20 protein-coding genes are annotated in these 22393 nt (G+C 68.2%); 19 read left to right on the plus strand and 1 reads right to left on the minus strand.

Annotation, left to right across the window (positions count from 1 at the left end; all coding sequences use genetic code 11):
- Positions 1–43: 43 nt before the first annotated feature.
- The 5 genes from WFH23_RS02805 to WFH23_RS02825 all read left to right on the plus strand — a co-directional run bounded on the left by WFH23_RS02805 (position 44) and on the right by WFH23_RS02825 (position 5152).
- Complete coding sequence (locus WFH23_RS02805; RefSeq protein ID WP_211647991.1) at positions 44–718, plus strand: GntR family transcriptional regulator; 675 nt, start codon at positions 44–46, stop codon at positions 716–718.
- A complete protein-coding gene (locus tag WFH23_RS02810) occupies positions 715–2253 on the plus strand; it encodes an MmgE/PrpD family protein (RefSeq protein WP_336661505.1) in 1539 nt (512 codons plus the stop codon). The genes WFH23_RS02805 and WFH23_RS02810 overlap by 4 nt, the downstream gene beginning before the upstream one ends.
- Complete coding sequence (gene prpB, locus WFH23_RS02815; protein WP_336661506.1) at positions 2253–3152, plus strand: methylisocitrate lyase; 900 nt, start codon at positions 2253–2255, stop codon at positions 3150–3152. The genes WFH23_RS02810 and prpB overlap by 1 nt, the downstream gene beginning before the upstream one ends.
- Positions 3153–3239: 87 nt before the next feature.
- A complete protein-coding gene (locus tag WFH23_RS02820) occupies positions 3240–4379 on the plus strand; it encodes a bifunctional 2-methylcitrate synthase/citrate synthase (protein ID WP_336661507.1) in 1140 nt (379 codons plus the stop codon).
- Positions 4376–5152: an enoyl-CoA hydratase gene (locus WFH23_RS02825; protein ID WP_090147947.1), complete on the plus strand. Its 777-nt coding sequence runs from the start codon at positions 4376–4378 to the stop codon at positions 5150–5152. The genes WFH23_RS02820 and WFH23_RS02825 overlap by 4 nt, the downstream gene beginning before the upstream one ends.
- Positions 5153–5211: 59 nt before the next feature.
- Here the strand turns inward: WFH23_RS02825 and WFH23_RS02830 are convergent, their stop codons facing one another.
- Positions 5212–6063: a PhzF family phenazine biosynthesis protein gene (locus WFH23_RS02830; RefSeq protein WP_336661508.1), complete on the minus strand. Its 852-nt coding sequence runs from the start codon at positions 6061–6063 to the stop codon at positions 5212–5214.
- 155 nt (positions 6064–6218) lie between these two features.
- Here WFH23_RS02830 and argC point away from each other — a divergent pair, with 155 nt between their 5' ends.
- From argC to WFH23_RS02900, 14 genes are all read left to right on the plus strand, one after another.
- Complete coding sequence (gene argC, locus WFH23_RS02835; RefSeq protein WP_336661509.1) at positions 6219–7280, plus strand: N-acetyl-gamma-glutamyl-phosphate reductase; 1062 nt, start codon at positions 6219–6221, stop codon at positions 7278–7280.
- Positions 7277–8434 (plus strand): bifunctional glutamate N-acetyltransferase/amino-acid acetyltransferase ArgJ, encoded by a 1158-nt coding sequence (argJ, locus tag WFH23_RS02840; protein ID WP_336661510.1) that lies wholly within the window; start codon positions 7277–7279, stop codon positions 8432–8434. The genes argC and argJ overlap by 4 nt, the downstream gene beginning before the upstream one ends.
- 7 nt (positions 8435–8441) lie before the next feature.
- Positions 8442–9344 carry an acetylglutamate kinase gene (gene argB, locus WFH23_RS02845; protein ID WP_090147958.1) on the plus strand — a complete coding sequence of 301 codons (903 nt, stop codon included), beginning with the start codon at positions 8442–8444 and terminating at the stop codon, positions 9342–9344.
- 36 nt (positions 9345–9380) lie between these two features.
- A complete protein-coding gene (locus WFH23_RS02850; RefSeq protein WP_336661511.1) occupies positions 9381–9941 on the plus strand; it encodes an A24 family peptidase in 561 nt (186 codons plus the stop codon).
- A 147-nt stretch (positions 9942–10088) separates the two neighbouring features.
- The gene (locus WFH23_RS02855; protein ID WP_090147963.1) at positions 10089–11423 is read left to right on the plus strand and encodes an extracellular solute-binding protein; all 1335 of its coding nucleotides are present in this window, start codon (positions 10089–10091) and stop codon (positions 11421–11423) included.
- 6 nt (positions 11424–11429) lie between these two features.
- Positions 11430–12776 carry a carbohydrate ABC transporter permease gene (locus tag WFH23_RS02860; protein ID WP_336661512.1) on the plus strand — a complete coding sequence of 449 codons (1347 nt, stop codon included), beginning with the start codon at positions 11430–11432 and terminating at the stop codon, positions 12774–12776.
- Positions 12776–13711 (plus strand): carbohydrate ABC transporter permease, encoded by a 936-nt coding sequence (locus WFH23_RS02865; protein ID WP_249290665.1) that lies wholly within the window; start codon positions 12776–12778, stop codon positions 13709–13711. The genes WFH23_RS02860 and WFH23_RS02865 overlap by 1 nt, the downstream gene beginning before the upstream one ends.
- Positions 13712–13732: 21 nt before the next feature.
- Positions 13733–14437: a beta-phosphoglucomutase family hydrolase gene (locus WFH23_RS02870; protein ID WP_200329423.1), complete on the plus strand. Its 705-nt coding sequence runs from the start codon at positions 13733–13735 to the stop codon at positions 14435–14437.
- Entirely contained in the window at positions 14434–16980 is a 2547-nt protein-coding gene (locus WFH23_RS02875) for a glycoside hydrolase family 65 protein (protein ID WP_336661513.1), read from the plus strand. Before WFH23_RS02870 ends, WFH23_RS02875 begins: the two co-directional genes overlap by 4 nt.
- Positions 16981–17070: 90 nt before the next feature.
- Positions 17071–17391 carry a ferredoxin gene (gene fdxA / locus WFH23_RS02880; protein WP_053353380.1) on the plus strand — a complete coding sequence of 107 codons (321 nt, stop codon included), beginning with the start codon at positions 17071–17073 and terminating at the stop codon, positions 17389–17391.
- A 7-nt stretch (positions 17392–17398) separates the two neighbouring features.
- Positions 17399–18514 (plus strand): succinyldiaminopimelate transaminase, encoded by a 1116-nt coding sequence (gene dapC, locus WFH23_RS02885; RefSeq protein WP_336661514.1) that lies wholly within the window; start codon positions 17399–17401, stop codon positions 18512–18514.
- A gap of 161 nt (positions 18515–18675) precedes the next feature.
- Positions 18676–19968, plus strand: coding sequence for a citrate synthase (locus WFH23_RS02890; protein ID WP_336661515.1), 1293 nt, complete (start codon positions 18676–18678; stop codon positions 19966–19968).
- A 43-nt stretch (positions 19969–20011) separates the two neighbouring features.
- Entirely contained in the window at positions 20012–20782 is a 771-nt protein-coding gene (locus tag WFH23_RS02895; RefSeq protein WP_211648007.1) for an ABC transporter ATP-binding protein, read from the plus strand.
- On the plus strand, positions 20764–22389 hold the full coding sequence (locus WFH23_RS02900; protein WP_336661516.1) for a transporter: 1626 nt from the start codon (positions 20764–20766) through the stop codon (positions 22387–22389). The genes WFH23_RS02895 and WFH23_RS02900 overlap by 19 nt, the downstream gene beginning before the upstream one ends.
- Positions 22390–22393: the final 4 nt, after the last annotated feature.

Consider the following 22393-nt stretch of genomic DNA (forward strand, 5'->3'; position numbering starts at 1 on the left):
GGTGAACCTTGCGCTCACCGGCTCTGGTGTATACGTTGGGGCTATGGTCACGGGAACGAGCGGGGAGCGCACGAGCGATCGCGTCTACCGCGCGCTGCTCGAGCAGATCCAGACCGGTGCGCTGCGGCCGGGCACCGTCATCGGCGAAGTGGAGCAGTCGCAGCGGTGGGGCGTCAGTCGGACTCCCATGCGAGAAGCCATCGGGCGTTTGATCGCAGACGGTCTCCTCACGCAGCAGTCGGCCCGCGTGATCACGGTGTCGGGCTTCGACGCAGCCGATGTGCGCGCCCTCTTCGAGACGCGCCGCGCGCTCGAAGAGACAGCAGCCCGCCTCGCGGCCGTCCGCGGAGACCCGACCGTGTTCGCGGAGATCGCGGCCGCATTCGAAGCAGCGCACCCCGACGCCGGCACCTCGAGCGCCGATGACTACTACGCCCTCATCGCCCGGTTCGATGCGGCCATCGATGCCGCAGTGGCCAATGCCTACCTGGTTCAGGCGCTCCGCCCCGTGCGCACGCACCTCGCCCGCGCCCGCGGGCTGGCGAGAGACCACCACGCCCGCCTCCGCGCCTCGGTCGCCGAACACGCCCTCATTGCCAGGGCGATCGCAGACGGCGACCCCGAGCTCGCGGCGCACGCCACGCACGTCCACCTGCATCGCGCGCTCGCGTCGATCCTGACCTCCATCGCAGACTCGGAAGAGAGAGCCACAGCATGACCGTCACCCACCACGTCCGTGTGCACCGCAGTGAAGAATCGCTGCCCCGCGAGCAGCAGCTCGCCTGGAAGATCGCCGAAGTCGCCGCAGACGCGGTCGAGGTCGAAGCCGACGTGGTCGACATGATCATCAACCGCATCATCGACAACGCATCAGTGGCCGCGGCGTCGCTCACGCGCGCGCCGATCGTCGCGGCACGGGCGCAGGCGCTCGCGCACCCGGTCTCGCACGGCGGTGCGGGCAGCACGATCTTCGGGCTGCCGTCAAGATCGCCGTTCGGCATCCTGTCGAGCCCCGAGTGGGCCGCCTGGGCGAACGGCGTCGCCGTGCGCGAGCTCGACTACCACGACACGTTCCTGGCGGCAGAGTACTCGCACCCGGGAGACAACATTCCGCCGATCCTCGCGGTCGCGCAGCACGTGCGTGCCGACGGGCGGGCGCTCGTGCGCGGTATCGCGACGGGGTACGAGATCCAGATGGATCTCGTTCGCGCGATCTGCCTGCACCGGCACAAGATCGACCACGTCGCGCACCTCGGCCCGTCGGCCGCAGCGGGCATCGGCACGCTGCTCGGGCTCGACGTCGCCACGATCTCGCAGGCCGTGGCGCAGGCTCTGCACACCACGACCGCTACGCGTCAGAGCCGGAAGGGCGAGATCTCGACCTGGAAGGCGCACGCACCGGCGTTCGCGGGCAAGATGGCCGTCGAGGCGGTCGACCGGGCGATGCGTGGGCAGACATCGCCAGCCCCCATCTACGAGGGGGAGGACGGCGTCATCGCTTGGATGCTCGACGGGCAGACCGCGGCGTACGAGGTGCCGCTGCCCGCCGCAGGAGAAGCGAAGCGCGCGATCCTCGACAGCTACACGAAGGAGCACTCGGCCGAGTACCAGGCGCAGGCGTGGATCGACCTCGCCCGCCGGCTGCACGGCGCGCATCCCGAGCTCGGGGACCCGGAGAACATCGCTCGCGTGGTGCTCCACTCGAGCCATCACACGCATCACGTGATCGGGTCGGGCGCGAACGATCCGCAGAAGTACGATCCCACGGCGTCGCGCGAGACCCTCGACCACTCGATCCCGTACATCTTCACGGTCGCCCTGCAAGACGGCGGCTGGCACCACGTCGACTCCTACACTCCCGAGCGCGCGGGCCGCGCCGACACCGTCGCGCTGTGGCAGAAGGTCATCACCGCCGTAGACGCGGAGTGGACGCGCCGGTACCACTCCGAGGATCCCGATGAGAAGGCCTTCGGCGGACGCGTCGAGATCGAGCTCGTCGACGGCCGCACCATCGTCGAGGAGATCGCCGTTGCCGACGCGCACCCGCTTGGTGCTCGACCCTTCGCGCGCGAAGACTACATCGCGAAATTCCGGTTGCTCGCGGCGCCGGTGCTCGAACCTGCCGAGATCGAGCGGTTCCTCGAACTCGTGCAGCGGCTGCCCGAGCTCACGGCCGACGAGGTGCGTGAGATCAATATCACCGCGCGACGCGGCCTCATCGAACTCGACGCCGCACCGAAGGGACTCTTCTGATGCTGTACGCCCAGACCCCGGCCCACGAGAAGCGGCGCCTCTTTCGCGAGCGCCTCGCCAGCGGCGAGCTGCTGCGCTTTCCCGGAGCGTTCAACCCCCTCTCGGCCCGCCTCATCGAACGCAAAGGCTTCGACGGCGTGTACATCTCGGGCGCGGTGCTCTCCGCCGACCTCGGCCTTCCCGACATCGGGCTCACGACGCTCACCGAGGTGGCGGGGCGCGCGCAGCAGATCGCGCGCATGACCGAGCTTCCGGCGATCGTCGACGCAGACACCGGGTTCGGCGAACCGATGAACGTGGCGCGCACCATTCAGACGCTCGAGGACGCGGGCATCGCGGGTGCGCACATCGAGGATCAGATCAACCCGAAGCGCTGCGGGCACCTCGATGGCAAAGCCGTGGTCGATGAGGGAACGGCGGTCAAGCGCATCAGGGCGGCGGCCGATGCGCGGCGCGATCCGAACTTCCTCATCATGGCGCGCACCGACATCCGAGCCGTCGACGGGCTCGATGCCGCGCTCGATCGTGCGAGGGCCCTCGTCGACGCGGGAGCCGACGCGATCTTTCCCGAGGCGATGCGCACGCTCGAGGAGTTCGCCGCGATGCGCGCGGCCCTCGACGTGCCGATTCTCGCGAACATGACCGAGTTCGGCAAAAGCGACCTCTTCTCCTCGCAGCAGCTCGCCGATGTCGGGGTGAACATCGTGATCTGGCCGGTGTCGATGCTGCGGATCGCGATGGGTGCGACCGAGCGAGCGCTCGATGAGCTGAACGACGTCGGGCACCTCACCGGCAAGCTCGACGAGATGCAGCACCGGGCCGACCTCTACGAGCTCGTCGACTACGAGGACTACAACCGCTTCGACACGAGCGTGTTCAACTTCTCGGTCGAGCGGTAACGCGGCCGGAGCCCACCACCACCGCAGGCGGCACGCCGTCGCCGCAGCCAGTACACCACCGCAGTTCATCGCAAAGGAGCGCAGCACATGGAGCAGGAGATCAAGAAGGGCCTCGCGGGAGTCGTCGTCGACACGACGGCGATCTCGAAGGTCAACCCCGAGACGAACAGCCTGCTCTACCGGGGATACCCCGTGCAGGAGCTCGCCGAGACGCAGCCCTTCGAGGCCGTCGCATACCTGCTCTGGCACGGAGAGCTGCCCACCTCCGACGAGCTGGAGCACCTCCGACGCACCGAGCGCGAGCACCGAGCGCTCGCTGACTCCGTGCGTGCCGCGATCGATCTCCTCCCGCACGATGCCCACCCGATGGACGAGGTGCGCACCGCGGTGAGCGCCCTGGGCGCGATCGATCTCGCTGGGTCAGGATCGGTGCTCGACGCGACGGGCAGCGCCGAGGAGAATCTGGCGCGATCCGTGCGCCTGTTCGCGGCGCTCCCCGCGATCGTCGCCTACGGGCAACGGCGCCGACGCGGCGAAGAGCTCGTGGAGCCGCGCGATGATCTCGATTACGCGGCGAACTTCCTCTGGATGACGTTCGGCGAGGATCCCGACGAGATTGTCATCGACGCGTTCAACCGCTCGATGGTCCTCTACGCCGAGCACTCGTTCAACGCCTCGACCTTCACCGCTCGCGTGATCACCTCGACGCTCTCCGACCTGTACTCGGCGGTCGTCGGGGCCATCGGAGCGCTCAAGGGCCCGCTGCACGGTGGCGCCAACGAGGCGGTGATGCATGTGTTCGACGAGATCGGCTCGGCGGAGCGCGTGGTGCCGTGGCTCGATGCGGCGCTCGCCGAGAAGCGCAAGATCATGGGCTTCGGGCACCGCGTCTACAAGAACGGCGACTCTCGCGTGCCCACGATGCGCGCCGCGCTCGACGCGCTCGTGGCCCACTACGACCGTCGCGATCTCGCCGATCTCTCCGACGCCCTCGAGCGAGAGTTCATGGAGCGCAAGGGGATTCATCCCAATCTCGACTATCCCTCCGGACCGGCCTATCACCTCATCGGCTTCGACACCCCGATGTTCACACCGCTCTTCATCGCGTCCCGTGTCACGGGTTGGACGGCGCACGTCATGGAACAGGCCGCGTCGAACGCCCTGATCCGGCCGCTGTCGGCGTACGACGGCCCTGATGAGCGCCACGTGGCAGACTTGACGCCATGAGCGACTACACGACGATCATCGCCGAGGCGCAGGGACGCGTCGCGACCATCACTCTCAACCGCCCGGAGGCGCTCAACGCGTTGAACGGGACGCTCGTGCGCGAGCTCATCGATGCCGTCCAGGGGTTCGATGCCGACCCGGGGATCGGAGCGATCGTGCTCACCGGGTCGGCGAAGGCGTTCGCCGCCGGAGCCGACATCAAGGAGATGGCGGAGCTCGGCTACGCCGACATGTACCTCGACGGGCCGTTCCCGGGTTGGGGCGGTTTCGAACGCACGCGCACGCCGTTGATCGCTGCGGTGGGCGGCTTCGCGCTCGGCGGGGGATGCGAACTCGCAATGATGTGCGACATCATCCTGGCCGCCGACACCGCGAAATTCGGCCAGCCCGAGATCACGCTCGGGATCCTGCCGGGCTTCGGCGGATCCCAGCGACTGCCGCGGGCCATCGGCAAGGCCAAGGCGGCGGACCTCGTGCTCACCGGACGCATGATGGATGCGGAGGAGGCGGAGCGCTCCGGCCTCGTCTCGCGCGTCGTGCCGGCGGACGAGCTGCTCGCTGAAGCCGCCAAGGTCGCCGAAGCCATCGCGTCGAAGTCGCTTCCAGCGGTGTACGCCGCGAAGGACGCACTGCAGGCCGCCCAGGAGATGCCGCTCGCCGAAGGGCTCCGCTTCGAGCGGCAGGCCTTCGCCGCGGCGTTCGCGACCGCCGACCAGAAGGAGGGCATGCGCGCCTTCGCCGAGAAGCGCACGCCCGATTTCCGGCACCGGTAGGCCGGGCGAGGCGCGCCCGGCCTGGGTGAGCGCGATTCCTGGCGATGCGGTGGCGGCGGTCAGCGCACGCGGCCCCCGAGCCAGACGCCGCCGCTCGCACGCGTGCGAATCGAGATCTCGGACGGCCTGCCCATCGCGCGCCCCTGCCGCACCCGGATCGCGCGCGCAGCCGTCGGGTCCACCAATCCATCGGCTACGAGACTGGTGATGAGCGCAGCGGCGGCGACGCCGGTCGCCGCGTCCTCCGGGTAGCCGGAGGAGCGCGGGAACTGCCGGGCGTCGAAGACGAGGCCGGTGGTATCGGTCACGGCGTATGGATAGAGACCGGTCGACTCGGCGAGCGCGCAGACGGCCTCGATGCGCTCCAGGTCAGGCGTCAGTCCGTCGAGGACGTCGGTCGAGACGAGGGGGACGAGCGTCTTGGTCCGACTCGTCGTCGCATTGCGGATCGGCAGTGGCGCGAGCTGGTCCTCCGCAATGCCGAGCACATCGATGATCGAGGCCGCCACGTCGGGCGAGACCGCCTCGATGGTTCCCGCCGGCTGGGCGACTTCGACCGCACCGGTGGCATCTACGCGCGCTTCGACGACGCCGCTCGCCGTGCCGATGCGTACAGTCGGAGCATCGAGCTGTCCGAGACGGTGCAGCAGCCACACGGCTCCCACGGTGACGTGCCCGCACATTGACATCTCGTGAAGGGGCGTCCAGAAGGTGACGTGATAGTCGACATCTTCGTGCTCCCGCGCGGCGACGACGAACCCGCTCTCATGGCCGTACTGCTGGGCGATCCGCTGCATCTCGAGCGGCGACATCCCGCTCGCATCGAGCACGATCGGCGCCGGATTCCCGCCGCCGGGTCCGTCGAAGAACACATGCACCACCTGCACCGCGTGCTTCGACGCGTGCGTCATCGCGTGTTCTCCTTCGCAGTCCGCTCGCTCACAGTCGATCCTAACTCGCCGCAATCCCCAGGTTGTGACGTTTGATGCTGCCCTGGCGAACGCGTGCCCGTGCCGAGTGGTTGAATAGGAGGACGCGTGCGGAGCGCCCGCGGGAGAGGGAGACGATGACATTCAGCGTCGCTGTTGCGGGAGCCAGCGGGTACGCGGGGGGCGAGCTGCTCCGTCTGCTCAGCGGGCACCCCGAATTCGAGATCCGCACCGTCACCGGGCACTCGACCGCGGGTCAACCGCTCGTGCAGTCGCAACCGCACCTGCGCTCCCTCGCCCACCTCACGTTGCAGCCGACGACGCCCGAGGCGCTCGACGGCCACGACATCGTGTTCTTCGCCCTGCCCCACGGCGCATCGGGAGCACTCACCGAGCAGCTCGAGCACGTGCGGCTCGTCGTCGACTGCGGTGCCGACCATCGCCTCACGAGTGCCGCCGACTGGGAGGCGTTCTACGGCGGCGACCATCACGAAGCCTGGACGTACGGTGTTCCCGAGCTCATCGTGGCGGGGGAGGGCGGCGCAGTCGAACGCCAGCGCGATGCGCTGGTCGGAGCGACGAGGATCGCGGCGCCCGGGTGCAACGCCTCGACCGTCGCGCTGTCGCTCGCTCCTGGCATCGCCTCCGGCGTGATCGAGGCGCGCGACATCGTGTCGGTCCTCGCGGTCGGCCCCTCTGGCGCGGGGAAGGCCGCGAAGACCCATCTGCTCGGAGCCGAGCTCATGGGAACGGCGAATCCCTACGCCGTCGGCGGTTCGCACCGGCACATCCCCGAGATCCGGCAGGCGCTGCGGGCTGCTGGCGCGCGCGATGAGCCGACCATCAGCTTCACGCCGGTCCTCGTACCGATGAGCCGCGGCATCCTCGCCACCACGACCGCACGCCTCGCTCCCGGAGTCTCGACGGCCGAGGTGCGGGCGGCATGGGAGCGCGCGTACGCGGATGAGACCTTCGTGCAGCTGCTCCCCGACGGGGCGCTGCCGCGCACCGCTGACACCATCGGCGCCAACACGTGCCTGATGAGCGTGGTCGTCGACGAGGCCGCCGGTCGCGTCGTCATCGTCGCCGCGCTCGACAACCTCGCGAAGGGCACGGCCGGAGCGGCGATCCAGTCGGCGAACATCGCGCTCGGCCTCCCCGAGCGCACCGGACTTTCCGTGAATGGAGTCGCACCGTGACCGTGACCGCACCCCGAGGATTCCGCTCAGCAGGCATCGCCGTCGGACTCAAGAGCACGGGAAAACCTGATCTCGCTCTGGTCGTCAATGATGGACCGGTGCGCGCGAGCGCTGCCGTGTTCACGTCCAACCGCGCCCAGGCGAACCCCATCATCTGGAGTCGCACGGCGATCGCCGGAGGCCCGGCGCGCGCCGTCGTGCTGAACTCGGGCGGCGCCAACTGCTTCACGGGCGACTTCGGGTACGACACGACGCGCCTGACCGCCGAGGCCGTCGCGCACGAGATCGGGGAGCACGAGGCCGAGCGAATCCTCGTCTGCTCCACCGGCCTCATCGGCACGGGCGACCAGGCGTTCCGCGACAAGATCGTGGAGAACGTGCCGGCGCTCGCCGCCGCGCTCACCGATGACGATGCGACTGCGGCGAGCGCGATCCTCACGACCGACTCCGTCGAGAAGACCGCCGTGCATCGCGCCGACGGGTGGACGATCGGAGCGATGGCGAAGGGTGCAGGCATGCTGGCGCCCGGGCTCGCGACCATGCTCGTCGTCATCACGACCGACGCGCGACTGGATGACGGCGCTCTGGATCGCGCGCTGCGGGACGCGACCGCTGCCAGTTTCGACCGGCTCGACTCCGACGGGTGTATGTCGACGAATGATCAGGTGACGCTGCTCGCGAGCGGCGCCTCGGGCGTCTCACCCGACGAGGCGGAGTTCGCGTCGGCGCTCGCGGCGGTGTGCGACAGCCTTGCGGCTCAGCTGCAGGCCGATGCCGAGGGCTCGAGCCATGACATCGACATCGAGGTGCGAGGCGCGGTTTCGGTCGCCGAGGCCATCGAAGTGGGGCGATCCGTCGCCCGCAACAACCTGTTCAAGGCTGCGATTTTCGGCAACGACCCGAATTGGGGTCGAGTGCTGGCAGCGATCGGCACGACTCGAGCGACGTTCGACCCGTATGAGGTCGATGTCGCGTTCAACGGGGTACGGCTGTGCCACGCCGGCGCCCCCGACCGACCGGTGGAGGAGTGCGATCTCACACCGCGTCGTACGCACGTCGAGATCGACCTGTTCTCCGGCGACCACACCGCTACCATCCGCACCAACGATCTCACGCACGAGTACGTGCACGAGAACAGCGCCTACTCGAGCTAGGGGATCGATGTCCACGACTGACAAGACGCTCGATCACGAGCACGCAGCCGTTCGCGCCGAAGCGCTCATCGACTCGCTGCCGTGGTTGAAGAAGTTCCGCGACGCGATCATGGTGATCAAGTTCGGGGGAAACGCGATGATCGACGACCGGCTGATGGAGGCGTTCGCCGAAGACGTCGTCTATCTCAGGCACACCGGCATTCGCCCGGTGGTCGTGCACGGCGGAGGCCCGCAGATCAACGCGATGCTCGCTCGCCTCGGCATCGAGAGCGAGTTCCGCGGTGGATACCGGGTGACGACGCCGGAGACGATGGACGTCGTGCGCATGGTGCTCACCGGCAAAGTGAACCCGGAACTCGTCGACCAGATCAACGCGCACGGCCCGCTGGCGGCCGGGACGACGGGGGAGGACGCGGGGCTGTTCGTCGGCCGCCGACGCCCGCCCATCGAGGTGGACGGCGAACTCGTCGATCTCGGACTCGTCGGCGACGTGATCGATGTGCGTGTGGCACCGGTGCTCGCCCTGCTCGACGCCGGGCTGATCCCGGTGGTCTCTTCAATCGCGCCCGACGTCGACCGGCCGGGCGACTCGCTCAACGTGAATGCGGATGCGGCCGCGAGCGCCCTCGCCAGCGCGCTCGGCGCGGAGAAACTGGTCATCCTCACGGATGTCGCCGGGCTGTACGCGGACTGGCCGGATCGCGATTCCCTCGTCTCCTCCATCACGGCCGGTGAACTCGAAGAGCTGCTGCCGAGCCTGGAGTCGGGCATGATCCCGAAGATGCACGCGTGCCTCGACGCCGTGCGGGGCGGCGTCTCGAAGGCCGCGATCATCGATGGTCGAGAACCGCATTCGGTGCTGCTCGAGATCTTCACGGAACGCGGAATCGGAACGGAAGTCACGCCCTAGCCGGCCGCGCCTGGCGAAGCGGGAGCCCTGGTGCCGATGAGCGGGACAGCAACGTACTCAGTTCTCGCCTCCGCCTCAGTCGTCGCCTCCGCCTCCGCCATCGCTGGGCTCGCGCTGTTCGCGGCGTGGTCGACCCTGCTGTCGGTGATCGACATCCGGGAGCGACGGCTGCCGAATCGGCTTCTGGTGCTGGCCTCCGGCACGACGATCCCGCTGCTCCTGGCGAGCGCGGTCGTCCACGGGTTCCACAGGGGCGGACTCTCCGCCATCGCGAGCGACGCAGCGGGCCGGCTGATCTGGGACACCGTACTGGTGGCGGCCGCCTTCGGGGCGGTGTTCGCGGCTCTCTGGCGCTGGTCGCCACAGGGGATCGGCGGAGGCGACGTCAAGTTGAGCCCCCTGGTCGGGGCCGCGGTCGGGTTCACCGGCGGCTGGACGGCGGCGACCCTCACGGTCGTCGGCGCGTTCGCGGCCGCGGCGATCTGGAGCATCGTCCGCAGACCTCGGCGTCGCCCCGGAGCGCTCGAGAAAGCGTCGGCCGTGCCGTTCGCGCCATGCCTGTTCGTCTCGGCGTGGGCGACGATCGCGTGCATCTAGTCCCTGGGGGGACGACGGCGCAAGGCCTTTCGAACGGTGTCCAGAATCGATAGATTCACACTGGAGGCATCGACGCGCTTCGCGCCGCTGCGTTCCTCGGATCGGGAGGTGCCCGCTCCGGCTTCGGATCGGTTGGATGGAGTACTCATGCACACCACACGATTCGCGCGGTCTCGGATCACCCGCGCGACGACCGGACTCGCCGCCGCAGCGCTGCTGCTTACGGCGTGCGCTGGCGGAGGCTCAGGCGACGGCGGCGACGGCGGCAGCGACGCCCCGGCCGGCGACGAGTTCGCCGGAGAATCCCTCACCGTCGCGGCGGCCTGGTCGGGCGCAGAGCAGAAGAACTTCGAAGCGGTGCTCGACGAGTTCGAACGCCAGACCGGCGCTTCCGTCTCGTACACCAGTTTCGGGGACAACGGCCCCACATACATCAGCGGCCAGTTGGAAGGCGGCTCCCCGCCCAACGTCGCAGTGCTGGGCCAGCCCGCGCTCATGGAATCGCTCGCCCAAGACGGCGACATCATGCCCGTCGACGAAGACGTGCAGCAGGCCGTGAGCGACAACTACTCGCAGGACTGGGTGGATCTCGGCACGGTCGACGACCAGCTCTACGGCGTCTGGTTCAAAGCCGCCAACAAGTCGACGGTCTGGTACAACGCCGACATCTACGATGAGGCGGGTGCTGAGGCGCCGGAGGACTGGGACGGCTTCATGGAGCAGCTCGAGCTCATTACCGACTCGGGATACGCCGGGATCTCGGTGGGGGCCGACGTCGGATGGCCGCTGACCGACTGGTTCGAGAACGTGTACCTGCGCACCGCGGGAGCCGAGAAGTACGACCAGCTCACCAACCACGAGATCCCCTGGACCGACGACTCGGTCAAGGAAGCGCTCACCGTGCTGGGCGAGCTGTGGGGCAGTGACCTCGTGCAGCCCGGCGGAGATCAGCGGGACTTCCCGACCAGCGTGACCGAGGTGTTCGGCACCGACCCCCAAGCCGGCACGGTCTTCGAGGGAGACTTCGTCGCCGGAAACATCACGGCAGACGGCACCTCGACCGTCGGTGAGAACGCACTGTTCTACGATTTCCCGGCGATCAACGACTCCGCTCCTGCGGTGGTCGGAGGCGGCGACGTCGCCGTGCAGTTCGACGAGGATCCCGCCACCTCGGCGCTCATGGCCTACCTCGCATCACCCGAGGCCGCCGAGGTCTGGGTGCCGAACGGCGGACTCACCTCGCCCAACACCGGCGTCGACACGTCGCTGTACCCGGATGACATCTCGCGTCAGATCGCAGAGGCCCTGACCGGAGCCGAGACGCTCCGCTTCGATCTCTCCGATCTCGCGCCCAGCGAGTTCGGCGGCACCCCAGGTCAGGGGTTCTGGCAGGAGATGATCTCGTTCTACCAGAATCCGGATGACGTCGACGGAGCCGCGCAGCGACTCGAAGATGCGGCTGCCGCCGCGTACGACGGGTAGCGGGCAGTGAGCCGCACGCAGACGGTCCCCATCGCGCTTCGCAGTGGGAGCGTGCGCCACCGGGGCCGTCTGCGCCAGTGGTTGCTGGTGGGGTCGTTCCTCGGCCCCGCCCTGCTCGCCCTCGGCGCTCTCGTGGTGTACCCGATCGTCTACACGGTCATCAGATCGTTGTTCGACCGCTCCGGCACCGGCTTCGTGGGGTGGGAGAACTACGTCACGATGTTCACGAACGACACGACGTTCACGGCTATCCGCAACAACCTCGTGTGGGTAATCGTTGCTCCCGTCACGGTGACCATCATCGGTCTGCTGCTGGCGGTGCTCGTCGACAAGATCGGGTGGAAGACCGCCTTCCGGCTCATCGTGTTCATGCCGATGGCGATCTCGATGCTCGCCGCGGGCGTCATCTTCCGCGGCATGTTCCAGGAGAGCCCGCAGCTCGGAGTCGTGAACGCCGCGATCACCGGGGTGCAGAGCATCTTCACCGACCAGGCGAGCTATCCGGGCGCGAAGCCTCGCGAGGGCGTCGGGATCGAAGCCGACCAGGGCATCATCGCCTCGACCCAGGAGGTCACGGCGGGGGAGATCGTCGATTTCCCGCTCATCGGAGTCAAACGCAGCGCGCTCCCGGAAGGCTCGAGCGAGGCTCGGGCCGCGAGCGCTCCCGGTGACACGCAGATCTCCGGCACGGTCTTTCTCGATGTCGTGCGCGGAGGCGGAGGCACGGACGGCGAGCTCGAAGCGGGAAAGACGGGGCTCGAGGGCGTGCGCGTCGACGCCGTCGACGTCGATGGATCGATCCGCGGGTACGCCACTACGGGTGCCGGGGGAACGTACACGATCGACGGGCTGGATGCGGGCAGTTCGTACCGCATCGCGTTGCCCGCGTCGAACTTCGGCGAGGGCGCGGCCGGTGTCTCCTGGCTCAGCGCCTCGTGGATCAACGTCGTCGTGATCCTGGCCTACATCTGGATCTGGGCCGGCTTCGCGATGGTGATGATCGCCTCGGGTCTGTCGGCGATGGACCGCTCCTTGCAGGATGCGGCGCGCACGGACGGTGCCAACGAGTGGCAGGTCTTCTCGAAGATCACCGCTCCATTGCTCGCCCCGGTACTCCTCGTGGTCTTCGTGACGCTGATCATCAACGTGCTGAAGATCTTCGATCTCGTCTACGTGATACCGCCCGGCGCGTCGAAACCGGCGGCGAACGTCATCGCGGTCGAGATGTGGACGGTCTCCTTCGGCGGCGGCAACAACCAGGGTCTGGGTTCAGCGCTCGCGATCCTGCTCCTGATCCTCGTGCTGCCCTCGATGATCGTGAACGTACGCAGATTCAGAGCGGAGCGTGGCTGATGACGTCGCAGGTGCACAATGAGGCCGCGGTCCGGCCCGAGGGGCGCACGGGCGCGAAGCCGGATGGTCCGGTGAAGCGGCGCAAGCAGAGCCTCGGGTCGCGGATCGCGCGCGTCGCCAGCAGCGGTATCGTGCATGCCGTTCTGGTGATCGTCGCGGTGTTCTGGCTCGTCCCGACGATCGGCCTGCTGCTGACGTCGTTCCGCACCGCCGGCGACAACGCGTCGAGCGGGTGGTGGACGGTGCTGACGAAGCCGGCTGAGCTGACACTCGAGAACTACGGGAATCTCCTCACGAATCCGACGATCACCGGCTCGTTCGTCAACACGATCATCATCGCCGTGCCGACGACGCTGCTCGTCGTGATCATCGGCGCGCTCGCGGCGTACGCGTTCGCGTGGATGCGATTCCCCGGCAGGGACTGGCTCTTCATCGCGGTGATCGTGCTGCTCGCCGTGCCGTTGCAGGTCGCGCTGATCCCACTGGCGCGCCTCTTCGGGGCGATGGGCATCTTCGGAAGCGTCGTCGGAGTGATTCTCTTCCACACCGCATTCGGTCTCCCGTTCGCGATCTTCCTCCTGCGGAACTTCTTCTCGCAGGTGCCGGAGGAGTTGTTGGAGGCGGCGCGGATCGACGGCGCGCGCGACTGGTTGATCTTCTTCAAGATCATGCTGCCGCTCGGACTGCCGGCGATCGCGTCGCTCGCCATCTTCCAGTTTCTGTGGACGTGGAACGACATGCTCGTGGCGTTGATCTTCACGAATACCGATTCGCAGCCGCTCACCGTGGCGATCCAATCGCAACTCAGGCAATTCGGAGCGAATATCGACGTACTTTCGGCGGGAGCCTTCCTCTCGATGATCGTTCCGCTGATAGTGTTTTTCGCGTTCCAGCGGTATTTCGTGCAGGCGCTCCTGGCCGGCTCGCAAAAGTAGCAACGGGAAGGAAACTACCGGGTGATCGATCGGTACGACGCGTATCTCTTCGACCTCGACGGGGTGATCACGCCTACCGTCGAACTTCACAAACGGGCCTGGCAGGAGACGTTCGACGCGTTCTTCGCATCGCGCGGGGAGGCGCCGTACGAGGGGCGCGAGTACTTCGCGTTCCTCGACGGGCGCCCCCGGTTCGCGGGAGTCGAAGCGCTGCTCACCGGACGCGGGGTCGCACTGCCTCAGGGCGCCGACCTCGACGAGGGCTTCACCTCGGTGCGCGGCGTTGGCAATCGCAAGAACGCCGCATTCGTCGAGGTGCTCGAGCGCGACGGGATCGCGGCCTACCCGGGGTCGGTGCGCTTGCTCGATCACCTGGCGGAGCGCGGGGCCCCGCTCGCGGTGGTCTCGAGCTCCCGGAACGCCGAACCGGTGCTGCGCGCGGCCGGTTTGACCGACCGCTTCCGTGCGGTGGTCGACGGCGTCGTCGCTGCGCGCGAGGGGCTGCCGGGGAAGCCGGCGCCCGATACCTTCCTGCGCGGCGCCGAGCTGCTCGGAGCCGACCCGGCGCGCACCGTCGTATTCGAAGACGCAGCGTCGGGAGTCGCAGCCGGCCGCGCAGGCGGATTCGGTCTCGTCGTCGGCGTCGACCGCGGCGCCGGTCGCGAGGCGCTGCTCGCCGCAGGAGCGGACATCGTCGTTTCCGATCTTGAGGAGTTGCTGGGATGAGCCCCGAGTCGTTCGACGGACCGTTGAAAGAACTGCGCCGTGACTTCGGCGACGACCCGTGGCGCATCGTCGTGCGCGAGATTGACGCGGCGCGCGCGGGGGAGGACGAGACGATCTTCTCCCTCGGCAACGGGTACCTCGGCATGCGAGGCAACCATGAGGAGGGGCTGCCGCTCGGCAGCCACGGTACGTTCCTCAACGGACTGCACGAGACCTGGCAGATCAGGCATGCTGAGAACGCGTACGGTTTCGCGGAGCACGGTCAGACGATCGTGAATGTGCCCGACGCGAAGACGATCCGTATCTACGTCGATGACGAGCGGCTCAACCTGGAGTCCTCCGACATCCTCGACATGCGGCGGATCCTCGACCTCAGAGCCGGAACGCTGACGCGGTCACTGCTGTGGCTCACTCCGACGGGCAAGCGGGTCCGGGTCGATACCCGCCGCATGGTCTCGTTCGCGGATCGTCACCTCGCAACGATCGAGATGCGCATCACTGTGCTGGATGCCGACGCCGATCTCACCGTCAGCAGCCTCATCGTGAACCGCCAGGATCTGGGCCGGGTCAACACGGAGACGCCGACGCCCGCGAAGGGCACCTCGGACCCTCGCCAGGCCGAGCAGTTCACCGAGCGCATCCTCGACCCGGGCCAGGTGCTCCACGACGGCGGGCGGTCGGTGCTCAGCTACCGCGTGCACGACTCGCGGATGACGCTCGGCGTCGGGGTCGAGCACCACTTCGACGGCGGCGACAGCGAAGACGGTGACGGCAACTGGCGGCACCGCATCGACAAGTCGCAGGATCGCGTGCGCCACGTCTACCAGGGCACCGCGCAGCAGGGGCGCACCGTGCACCTCGTCAAGACGGTCGCCTACCACTACTCTTCGACGGCGGTGGTCTCCGAGATGATCGACCGCTGCATCCACTCGCTGAACAGCTCGAATGCCGAGCCGCGCGACGCGAGGTGGGAGAAGCAGCGCGCGTACCTCGAAGCGTTCTGGGATCGAAGCGACGTGCGCGTCGATGCGGATCCCGGGGTGCAGCAGGCCATCCGGTGGAACCTCTTCCAGGTCGCCCAGGCATCCGCGCGAGCCGACGGACGAGGCATCGCGGCGAAGGGTCTGACGGGTTCGGGATACGGCGGTCACTACTTCTGGGATACCGAGATCTACGTCCTGCCGTTCCTGACGTACACGTCGCCGCTCTGGGCGCGCAACGCTCTCCGCGCCCGCCAGCGAATGCTGCCCCAGGCGCGGATGCGGGCCGCGATGCTGAACGAGGACGGCGCCCTGTTCCCGTGGCGCACGATCAACGGCGAGGAGGCGAGCGCGTACTACGCGGCCGGCACTGCCGGGTACCACATCAACGCCGACATCACCTACGCGCTCGCGCGTTACGTCGCGGCGACGGGCGATCTCGAATACGTGCTCTCCGGGGCCTCCGATATCGCCGTGGAGACGGCCCGCCTGTGGGCGAGTCTCGGGTTCTGGCGGCGCGATCCCGAGGGGGTGGATCGCTTCCACATCCACGGCGTCACCGGCCCCGACGAGTACACGACCGTCGTCAACGACAACCTCTTCACGAACGTCATGGCACGATTCAATCTGCGCTTCGCGGTCGAGGTGACGCGGAGGCTCGCCGCCGAGGCGCCGAACGACTACGGCGTGCTCGTCGACCGCCTCGGGCTGACCAATGACGAGATCGATGCCTGGGAGCGTGCGGCTGAGGGCATGACCGTTCCGTACTCGCCAGAGCTCGGGATTCACCCGCAGGACGCGCACTTCCTGGATCGCGAGGTCTGGGATCTCGCGGCCACGCCGCCCGAGCAGAAGCCGCTGCTGCTGCACTTCCACCCGCTCGTGATCTACCGCTTCCAGGTGCTCAAGCAGGCGGATGTCGTGCTGGCGCTGCTGCTCGCGAGCAATGAGTTCGGGCTCGATGAGAAGCGTCGCGACTTCGACTACTACGACGCCCTCACCACCGGCGACTCGACGCTCTCGGCGGTCGTGCAATCGATCATCGCGGCTGAGGTCGGGTACCGGGATCTCGCGTATCGGTACTTCGATCATGCGCTGCGCGTCGATCTCGACAACCTCCACGGCAATGCGGCGGACGGCGTGCACATCGCGTCGACCGGCGGGGTGTGGATGATGCTCGTCCAGGGCTTCGCCGGCATGCGCGACGTCGGGCGCCAGCTGACCTTCGACCCGCGGCTCCCGGATCACTGGGGCTCTCTCGAGTTCCGGCTCGAGTGGAGGGGGGAGCGCTTCGAGGTGCGCCTGGAGCGCGATCGGATCCGTTTCGAACTCCTCGAGGGCGAAGGTCCGGTGGTGGTGCGGGTGCGGGAGCAGGATGTGCGCATCGTCGCGGGTGCGCCCGTCGAGGTCGCACTGCCGGACCAGGGGCCGAATCTGGGATCGTTCGCGGGCCTGTCGGCGGGGATGCTGCCCCGCGAGGGCGACACCGGCGTGGTGCCAGAGCTCTCCTTCGAGGTCCCGGTGGTCACGACGTCAATTCCCACGCGACCGTTCGACGGGTGACCGCGGGGCGCCGACGAGGCGCCCCGCGCCCGAGAGTAGGATGGAAGCAGCCGGGTCTCCCCGGCGCCTCCCGAGCGAAAGGCGGTTCCCGTGACGTACGTGATCGCTCTTCCGTGCGTCGACGTGAAAGATCGCGCGTGCGTGGACGAGTGCCCAGTCGACTGCATCTACGAGGGCGAACGGTCGCTCTACATCCACCCGGATGAGTGCGTCGACTGCGGAGCCTGCGAACCGGTGTGCCCGGTCGAGGCGATCTACTACGAGGACGATCTGCCGGAGGAGTGGGCCGACTACTACAAGGCCAACGTCGAGTTCTTCGACGAGATCGGTTCGCCGGGCGGAGCCGCGAAGACCGGGGCGTACGATTTCGATCACCCGATCATCGCAGCGCTGCCGCCGCAGGGCGAGTAGACCCGATATGCGTCAGGCACTGCCCGAGTACCCGTGGGATGCGATGCAGCCGTACGCTGCGCGGGCCGCTGAGCACCCCGATGGGGCGTTGAATCTCTCGATCGGCTCTCCGGTCGATCCGACGCCGCGCGCCGTGCGCGAGGCGCTCGCCTCCGCGACCGACGCTCACGCGTATCCGGCGACCGCCGGCTCGTCCGCACTACGCGAGGCGATCGCGGAGTGGTTCGGGCGGAGGCGCGGGGTGGCCGTCGATGCCGATGCGGTGCTGCCGACGGTGGGTTCCAAGGAGCTCGTCGCTCTGCTGCCGTTCCTGCTCGGGATCGGCGCGGGCGAGACGGTCGTCTTCCCGTCCGTCGCATACCCGAGCTATGCAATGGGTGCCGCGCTGGTGGGCGCCGATGCGATCGCTTCCGATGATCCCGGCTCCTGGCCCGAGCACACGAAGCTGATCTGGATCAACTCGCCGTCGAACCCCGACGGCCGTGTGCTCGACATCGATGCACTGCGTGCCGCGGTGGAGCGGGCACGCGAACTGGGCGCGGTGATCGCCGGAGACGAGTGCTACGCCGAGTTCGGGTGGGACGCGCCATGGGATCAGCGCTCGATCCCGTCCATCCTCGATCCGCGCGTCGTCGGCAATGACCACCGGGGCGTGCTGAGCGTGTACTCCTTGAGCAAGCAGTCGAACCTCGCCGGGTATCGCGCCGCATTCCTCGCGGGTGACTCGGAGCTCGTCGCCCGATTGCTCACCGTGCGCAAGCATGCGGGCCTGATGCTTCCGGCGCCCGTGCAGGCAGCGATGCTCGCGGCTCTCGCCGACGAGTCGCACGTCGAGGAGCAGCGTGCGCGGTACCGAGAGCGGCGTGACATGCTGCGTCCGGCACTCGAAGCGGCCGGCTTCGCGATCGACGGCAGCGAGGCGGGCCTCTACTTGTGGGCGACGCGCGGGACCGACGCCTGGGACGCCGTCGCGCAGTTCGCGGAACTCGGCATCGTCGTCGGCCCTGGCCACTTCTACGGCGATCGGTCGCCGCAGCACGTGCGGTTGGCGCTGACGGCCCCTGACGCCGATATCGCCGCCGCCGCCGCGCGCATTCGCGCTTCGGCGTCGACCGCGGGATGACGTCGTCCGAATCGACATTTCGCTTCACATCAAGATATTCTGAGCCGAGTGCGGCACCCCCGTGCCGCAGCCCCCGGTTCCCCTCGGAGCCGATAGGGTGATAGGAATGGCCGTGTCATACCCGACGCAGCGCCAGCATTGAGACCTCACGAGGAGACGACGTGACCGAATCGACGCAGGGCCCGGCCACCGCCAAGCTGGCCTTCCCAGGCGGATCCGCCGAGTTCCCGATCGTCGACGCGGTCGATGGGCACTCGGCGATCGACGTCAGCACGTTCACCAAGCAGAGCGGGCACACGGCGCTCGATTACGGGTTCGTGAACACGGCGTCGACGAAGTCGAAGATCACGTACATCGACGGCGAAGAGGGGATTCTGCGCTACCGCGGGTACCCGATCGAAGAGCTCGCGAGGCACTCCACCTTCCTCGAGGTCTCCTACCTCCTGATCTACGGCGAGCTGCCCACGGCGGATCAGCTGGGCGCGTTCGATGAGGAGATCCGCCGGCACACCCTGCTGCACGAAGACATGCGGTACTACTTCGAGGGCGTGCCGCACACGGCGCACCCGATGGCGGTGCTCTCGGGTGGTCTGCAGACGATGTCGACGTACTACGAGTCGTCACTCGACACGGCGGTGCCGGAGTTCGTCGAGGTGAATACGATCCGGCTGCTCGCCAAGCTTCCCGTGCTCGCCGCCTACGCGCACAAGAAGTCGATCGGCCAGGCGTTCCTCTACCCCGACAACAACCTCAACTTCGTCGAGAACTTCCTTCGGCTCAACTTCGGCAACAAGGCCGAGAAGTACGACATGAACCCGGTGCTCGTCGACGCACTCGACAAGCTGCTCATCCTCCACGCCGACCACGAGCAGAACGCGTCGACGTCGACGGTGCGCCTCGTCGGCTCGACCGGTGCGAATATGTTCTCCTCCGTCTCCGCGGGCATCAACGCGCTTTCGGGCCCGTTGCACGGCGGAGCCAACGAGGCCGTGCTCGACATGCTCGCCCGCATCCGGGACTCGGGCCAGAGCGTCGAGACATTCGTCGAGAAGGTCAAGAACAAGGAAGACGGCGTGAAGCTCATGGGCTTCGGGCACCGGGTCTACAAGAACTACGATCCGCGTGCGCGCATCGTCAAGGAGAGCGCCGCCCGCGTGCTCGAGGAACTCGGCGTGAACGACCCGCTGCTCGGCCTCGCGCAGGAGCTCGAGCAGATCGCGCTCGAAGACGACTACTTCAAGGAGCGCAAGCTCTACCCGAACGTCGACTTCTACACCGGCGTGATCTACAAGGCGATGGGGTTCCCCACCCGCATGTTCACGGTGCTGTTCGCGATCGGGCGTCTGCCCGGCTGGATCGCGCAGTGGCGCGAGGCTCGCGAAGACGGGCAGACGAAGATCGGTCGCCCCCAGCAGCTGTACGTCGGCTCGGGGGAGCGCCACCTCGATCGGTAATCCGCGATCCCGTGGGGCCGCGTCATTTCGATAGGCTGAAGGCATGGAAGCGACCGTGACCGTGCCCGCCCTTGAGATCCGCGAACTCGCCAAGCGCTTCGGGGAGAAGATCGCCGTCAACGGGATCTCCCTCGACGTTCCGACCGGATCGTGCTTCGGCCTCGTCGGACCGAATGGCGCCGGCAAGACGACGACGCTGTCGATGGCGACCGGTCTGCTCCGGCCGGATGCCGGGCATGTGCGCATCGCCGGCGTCGATGTGTGGCAGCACCCGACCGAGGCCAAGCAGCTCGTGGGCGTGCTCGCCGACGGAGTGAAGCTGTTCGATCGTCTGACGGGCGAGCAACTCATCACGTACACCGGGCTGCTCGGCGGCCTCGACCGGGAGACCGTCGCGCGGCGGTGCGCGGACCTCCTCGCGATGCTCGACCTCAACGCCGCCGCGCAGACGCTCGTCGTCGACTACTCGGCCGGGATGACGAAGAAGATCGCGCTCGCGTGCGCGCTGGTGCACGCGCCGCGGCTGCTCGTGCTCGACGAGCCGTTCGAATCGGTGGATCCGGTCTCGGCCGCCAACATTCGCGACATCCTGCAGAGCTTCGTGCGAGGCGGCGGCACGGTGATCGTCTCGAGTCACTCCATGGACCTGGTCGAGCGCATGTGCGACCACGTGGCGGTGATCGCGGCCGGGCGCGTGCTCGCCGCAGGCAGCGTGAGCGAGGTGCGCGGTTCCTCGACCTTGGAGGAGCGCTTCGTGGAACTCGTCGGGGGTCGCGCGCACGTGGAGGGCCCGTCGTGGCTGAGCCGCTCCTGAGCCCCGCGGCGCCCGCTGCACGCACCGGGGCCGCCGCCCGCATCCGCACCCTCATACGACTGCGCTTCGTCGTCATGTGGAACACGGTGCGCCGTCACCCCTGGCAGCTGGTCGGCGCGATCATCGGCGCCCTCTACGGGCTCGGCGTGCTCGGGCTCGTGCTCTTCGGACTCGTCGCTCTTGCCATCGGAGCGGCCGACCTCGCGAGAACGGTGCTCATCCTCGCCGGAGCCGGTCTCATCCTGGGGTGGGCGCTCGCACCGATACTCTCCACGGGGATGGACCGCACCCTCGATCCCGCGCGCCTCGCCTCGATGCCGATGCCTCCCGCGGTGCAGCTGACGGGAATCGCGGTCGCGAGCCTGCTGGGCATCCCCGGGATCGTCACTCTGCTCCTCTCCGCGGGCACCGCGATCGCCTGGTTCCGCTCGCCCGGTGCGATGATCGCGGCTGTCGTGCTCGCTCCGGTCGCCGCGGCGACCTGCGTGCTCGCATGTCAGTTCACGGTGACCGCGTTCTCGCGGGCGGCCGGGCATCGACGCTTTCGAGAGATCATCGGTGCGCTGGTGCTCCTGCTGCTCGTGCTGGTCGGGCCGCTGCTCTCAGTCGCGAGCCAGGGTGTCGCGGCGATCGCCGACCGCCTGCCGGTGATCGCCGATGCGCTCTCGTGGTCGCCGCTCGGAGCCGTCTGGGCGGTGCCAGCGGAGATCGCGGCCGGCGCGTTCCCGGCGGCGATCATGAAGCTGGTCATGGCGCTGCTGACGCCGGTCGCCCTGTGCTTCGCCTGGGCCGGACTGTACCGCGCGAACCTCGGCTCGGTCGCGGGCGGCTCGCGCACGAGCGCACGGTCGGGCCTGGGGTGGCTCGGGCGCTTCCCGGCCTCCCCGCGCGGTGCCGTCGCTGCTCGCGCGCTCACGTACTGGCTGCGCGATCCGCGCTACCTGCAGAGCCTGATCGTGGTGCTCGTCATGCCGATCGTCTTCGGGTTCATGGCGGCTTCGACGAGCCTCCCGATCATGCTCCCGGGCTCCACGGTGCTCGTCGCGGCGCTGCTCGCCCTCAGCACCTTCACGGACATCTCCTATGACGGCACCGCCTTCAGCGTGCACGTGCTGCGCGGAGTGCGAGGGATCGACGATCGGCTGGGCCGGGTATGGGCCAACGCGATCGTAGCCGTGCCGCTCATCGCGGTCGTCGCGGTCGTCACCACAGCACTCGTCGGCCGATTCGATCAGCTGCCCACGCTCGCCGGGTTGACCGCCGTGATCACGCTCGGCGGCTTCGGTGTCGCGAGCGTCGCATCCGCCGTCTTCGTGATGCCGGTGCCGCAGGCGGGTGAGAACCCCTTCGCCTCGAAGCCGGGCGCCGGGATGCTGAGCCTGGTCGGCATGGCGGGTTCGTACGGCGCATTGACGGTACTCGCGCTGCCGACGATCGCCTGCACGATCGCCGCTGGAGTGACAGGGCGACCGCTCTGGGCGTGGGTGACACTCGCCGTCGGCGTGGTGACGGGCATCGCGGCCTGCTGGGGCGGCGTGCGATGGGGTGCGGCGATATTCGATCGGAAGGCCGCCGACCTGTTCGCCCGAGTGAAGTCGCAGGGGTGAGAAG

It is taken from the genome of Leucobacter sp. USHLN154 (genome assembly GCF_037145595.1).
Taxonomy (GTDB): domain Bacteria; phylum Actinomycetota; class Actinomycetes; order Actinomycetales; family Microbacteriaceae; genus Leucobacter; species Leucobacter alluvii.

Excerpts from the sequence above, each read along its gene's own strand:
- WFH23_RS02805 (WP_211647991.1), top strand. The coding sequence starts at position 44 with ATGGTCACGGGAACGAGCGGGGAGCGCACGAGCGATCGCGTCTACCGC.
- WFH23_RS02810 (WP_336661505.1), top strand. The coding sequence starts at position 715 with ATGACCGTCACCCACCACGTCCGTGTGCACCGCAGTGAAGAATCGCTG.
- prpB (WP_336661506.1), top strand. The coding sequence starts at position 2,253 with ATGCTGTACGCCCAGACCCCGGCCCACGAGAAGCGGCGCCTCTTTCGC.
- WFH23_RS02820 (WP_336661507.1), top strand. The coding sequence starts at position 3,240 with ATGGAGCAGGAGATCAAGAAGGGCCTCGCGGGAGTCGTCGTCGACACG.
- WFH23_RS02825 (WP_090147947.1), top strand. The coding sequence starts at position 4,376 with ATGAGCGACTACACGACGATCATCGCCGAGGCGCAGGGACGCGTCGCG.
- WFH23_RS02830 (WP_336661508.1), bottom strand. The coding sequence starts at position 6,063 with ATGACGCACGCGTCGAAGCACGCGGTGCAGGTGGTGCATGTGTTCTTC.
- argC (WP_336661509.1), top strand. The coding sequence starts at position 6,219 with ATGACATTCAGCGTCGCTGTTGCGGGAGCCAGCGGGTACGCGGGGGGC.
- argB (WP_090147958.1), top strand. The coding sequence starts at position 8,442 with ATGTCCACGACTGACAAGACGCTCGATCACGAGCACGCAGCCGTTCGC.
- WFH23_RS02850 (WP_336661511.1), top strand. The coding sequence starts at position 9,381 with ATGAGCGGGACAGCAACGTACTCAGTTCTCGCCTCCGCCTCAGTCGTC.
- WFH23_RS02855 (WP_090147963.1), top strand. The coding sequence starts at position 10,089 with ATGCACACCACACGATTCGCGCGGTCTCGGATCACCCGCGCGACGACC.
- WFH23_RS02865 (WP_249290665.1), top strand. The coding sequence starts at position 12,776 with ATGACGTCGCAGGTGCACAATGAGGCCGCGGTCCGGCCCGAGGGGCGC.
- WFH23_RS02875 (WP_336661513.1), top strand. The coding sequence starts at position 14,434 with ATGAGCCCCGAGTCGTTCGACGGACCGTTGAAAGAACTGCGCCGTGAC.
- dapC (WP_336661514.1), top strand. The coding sequence starts at position 17,399 with ATGCGTCAGGCACTGCCCGAGTACCCGTGGGATGCGATGCAGCCGTAC.
- WFH23_RS02895 (WP_211648007.1), top strand. The coding sequence starts at position 20,012 with ATGGAAGCGACCGTGACCGTGCCCGCCCTTGAGATCCGCGAACTCGCC.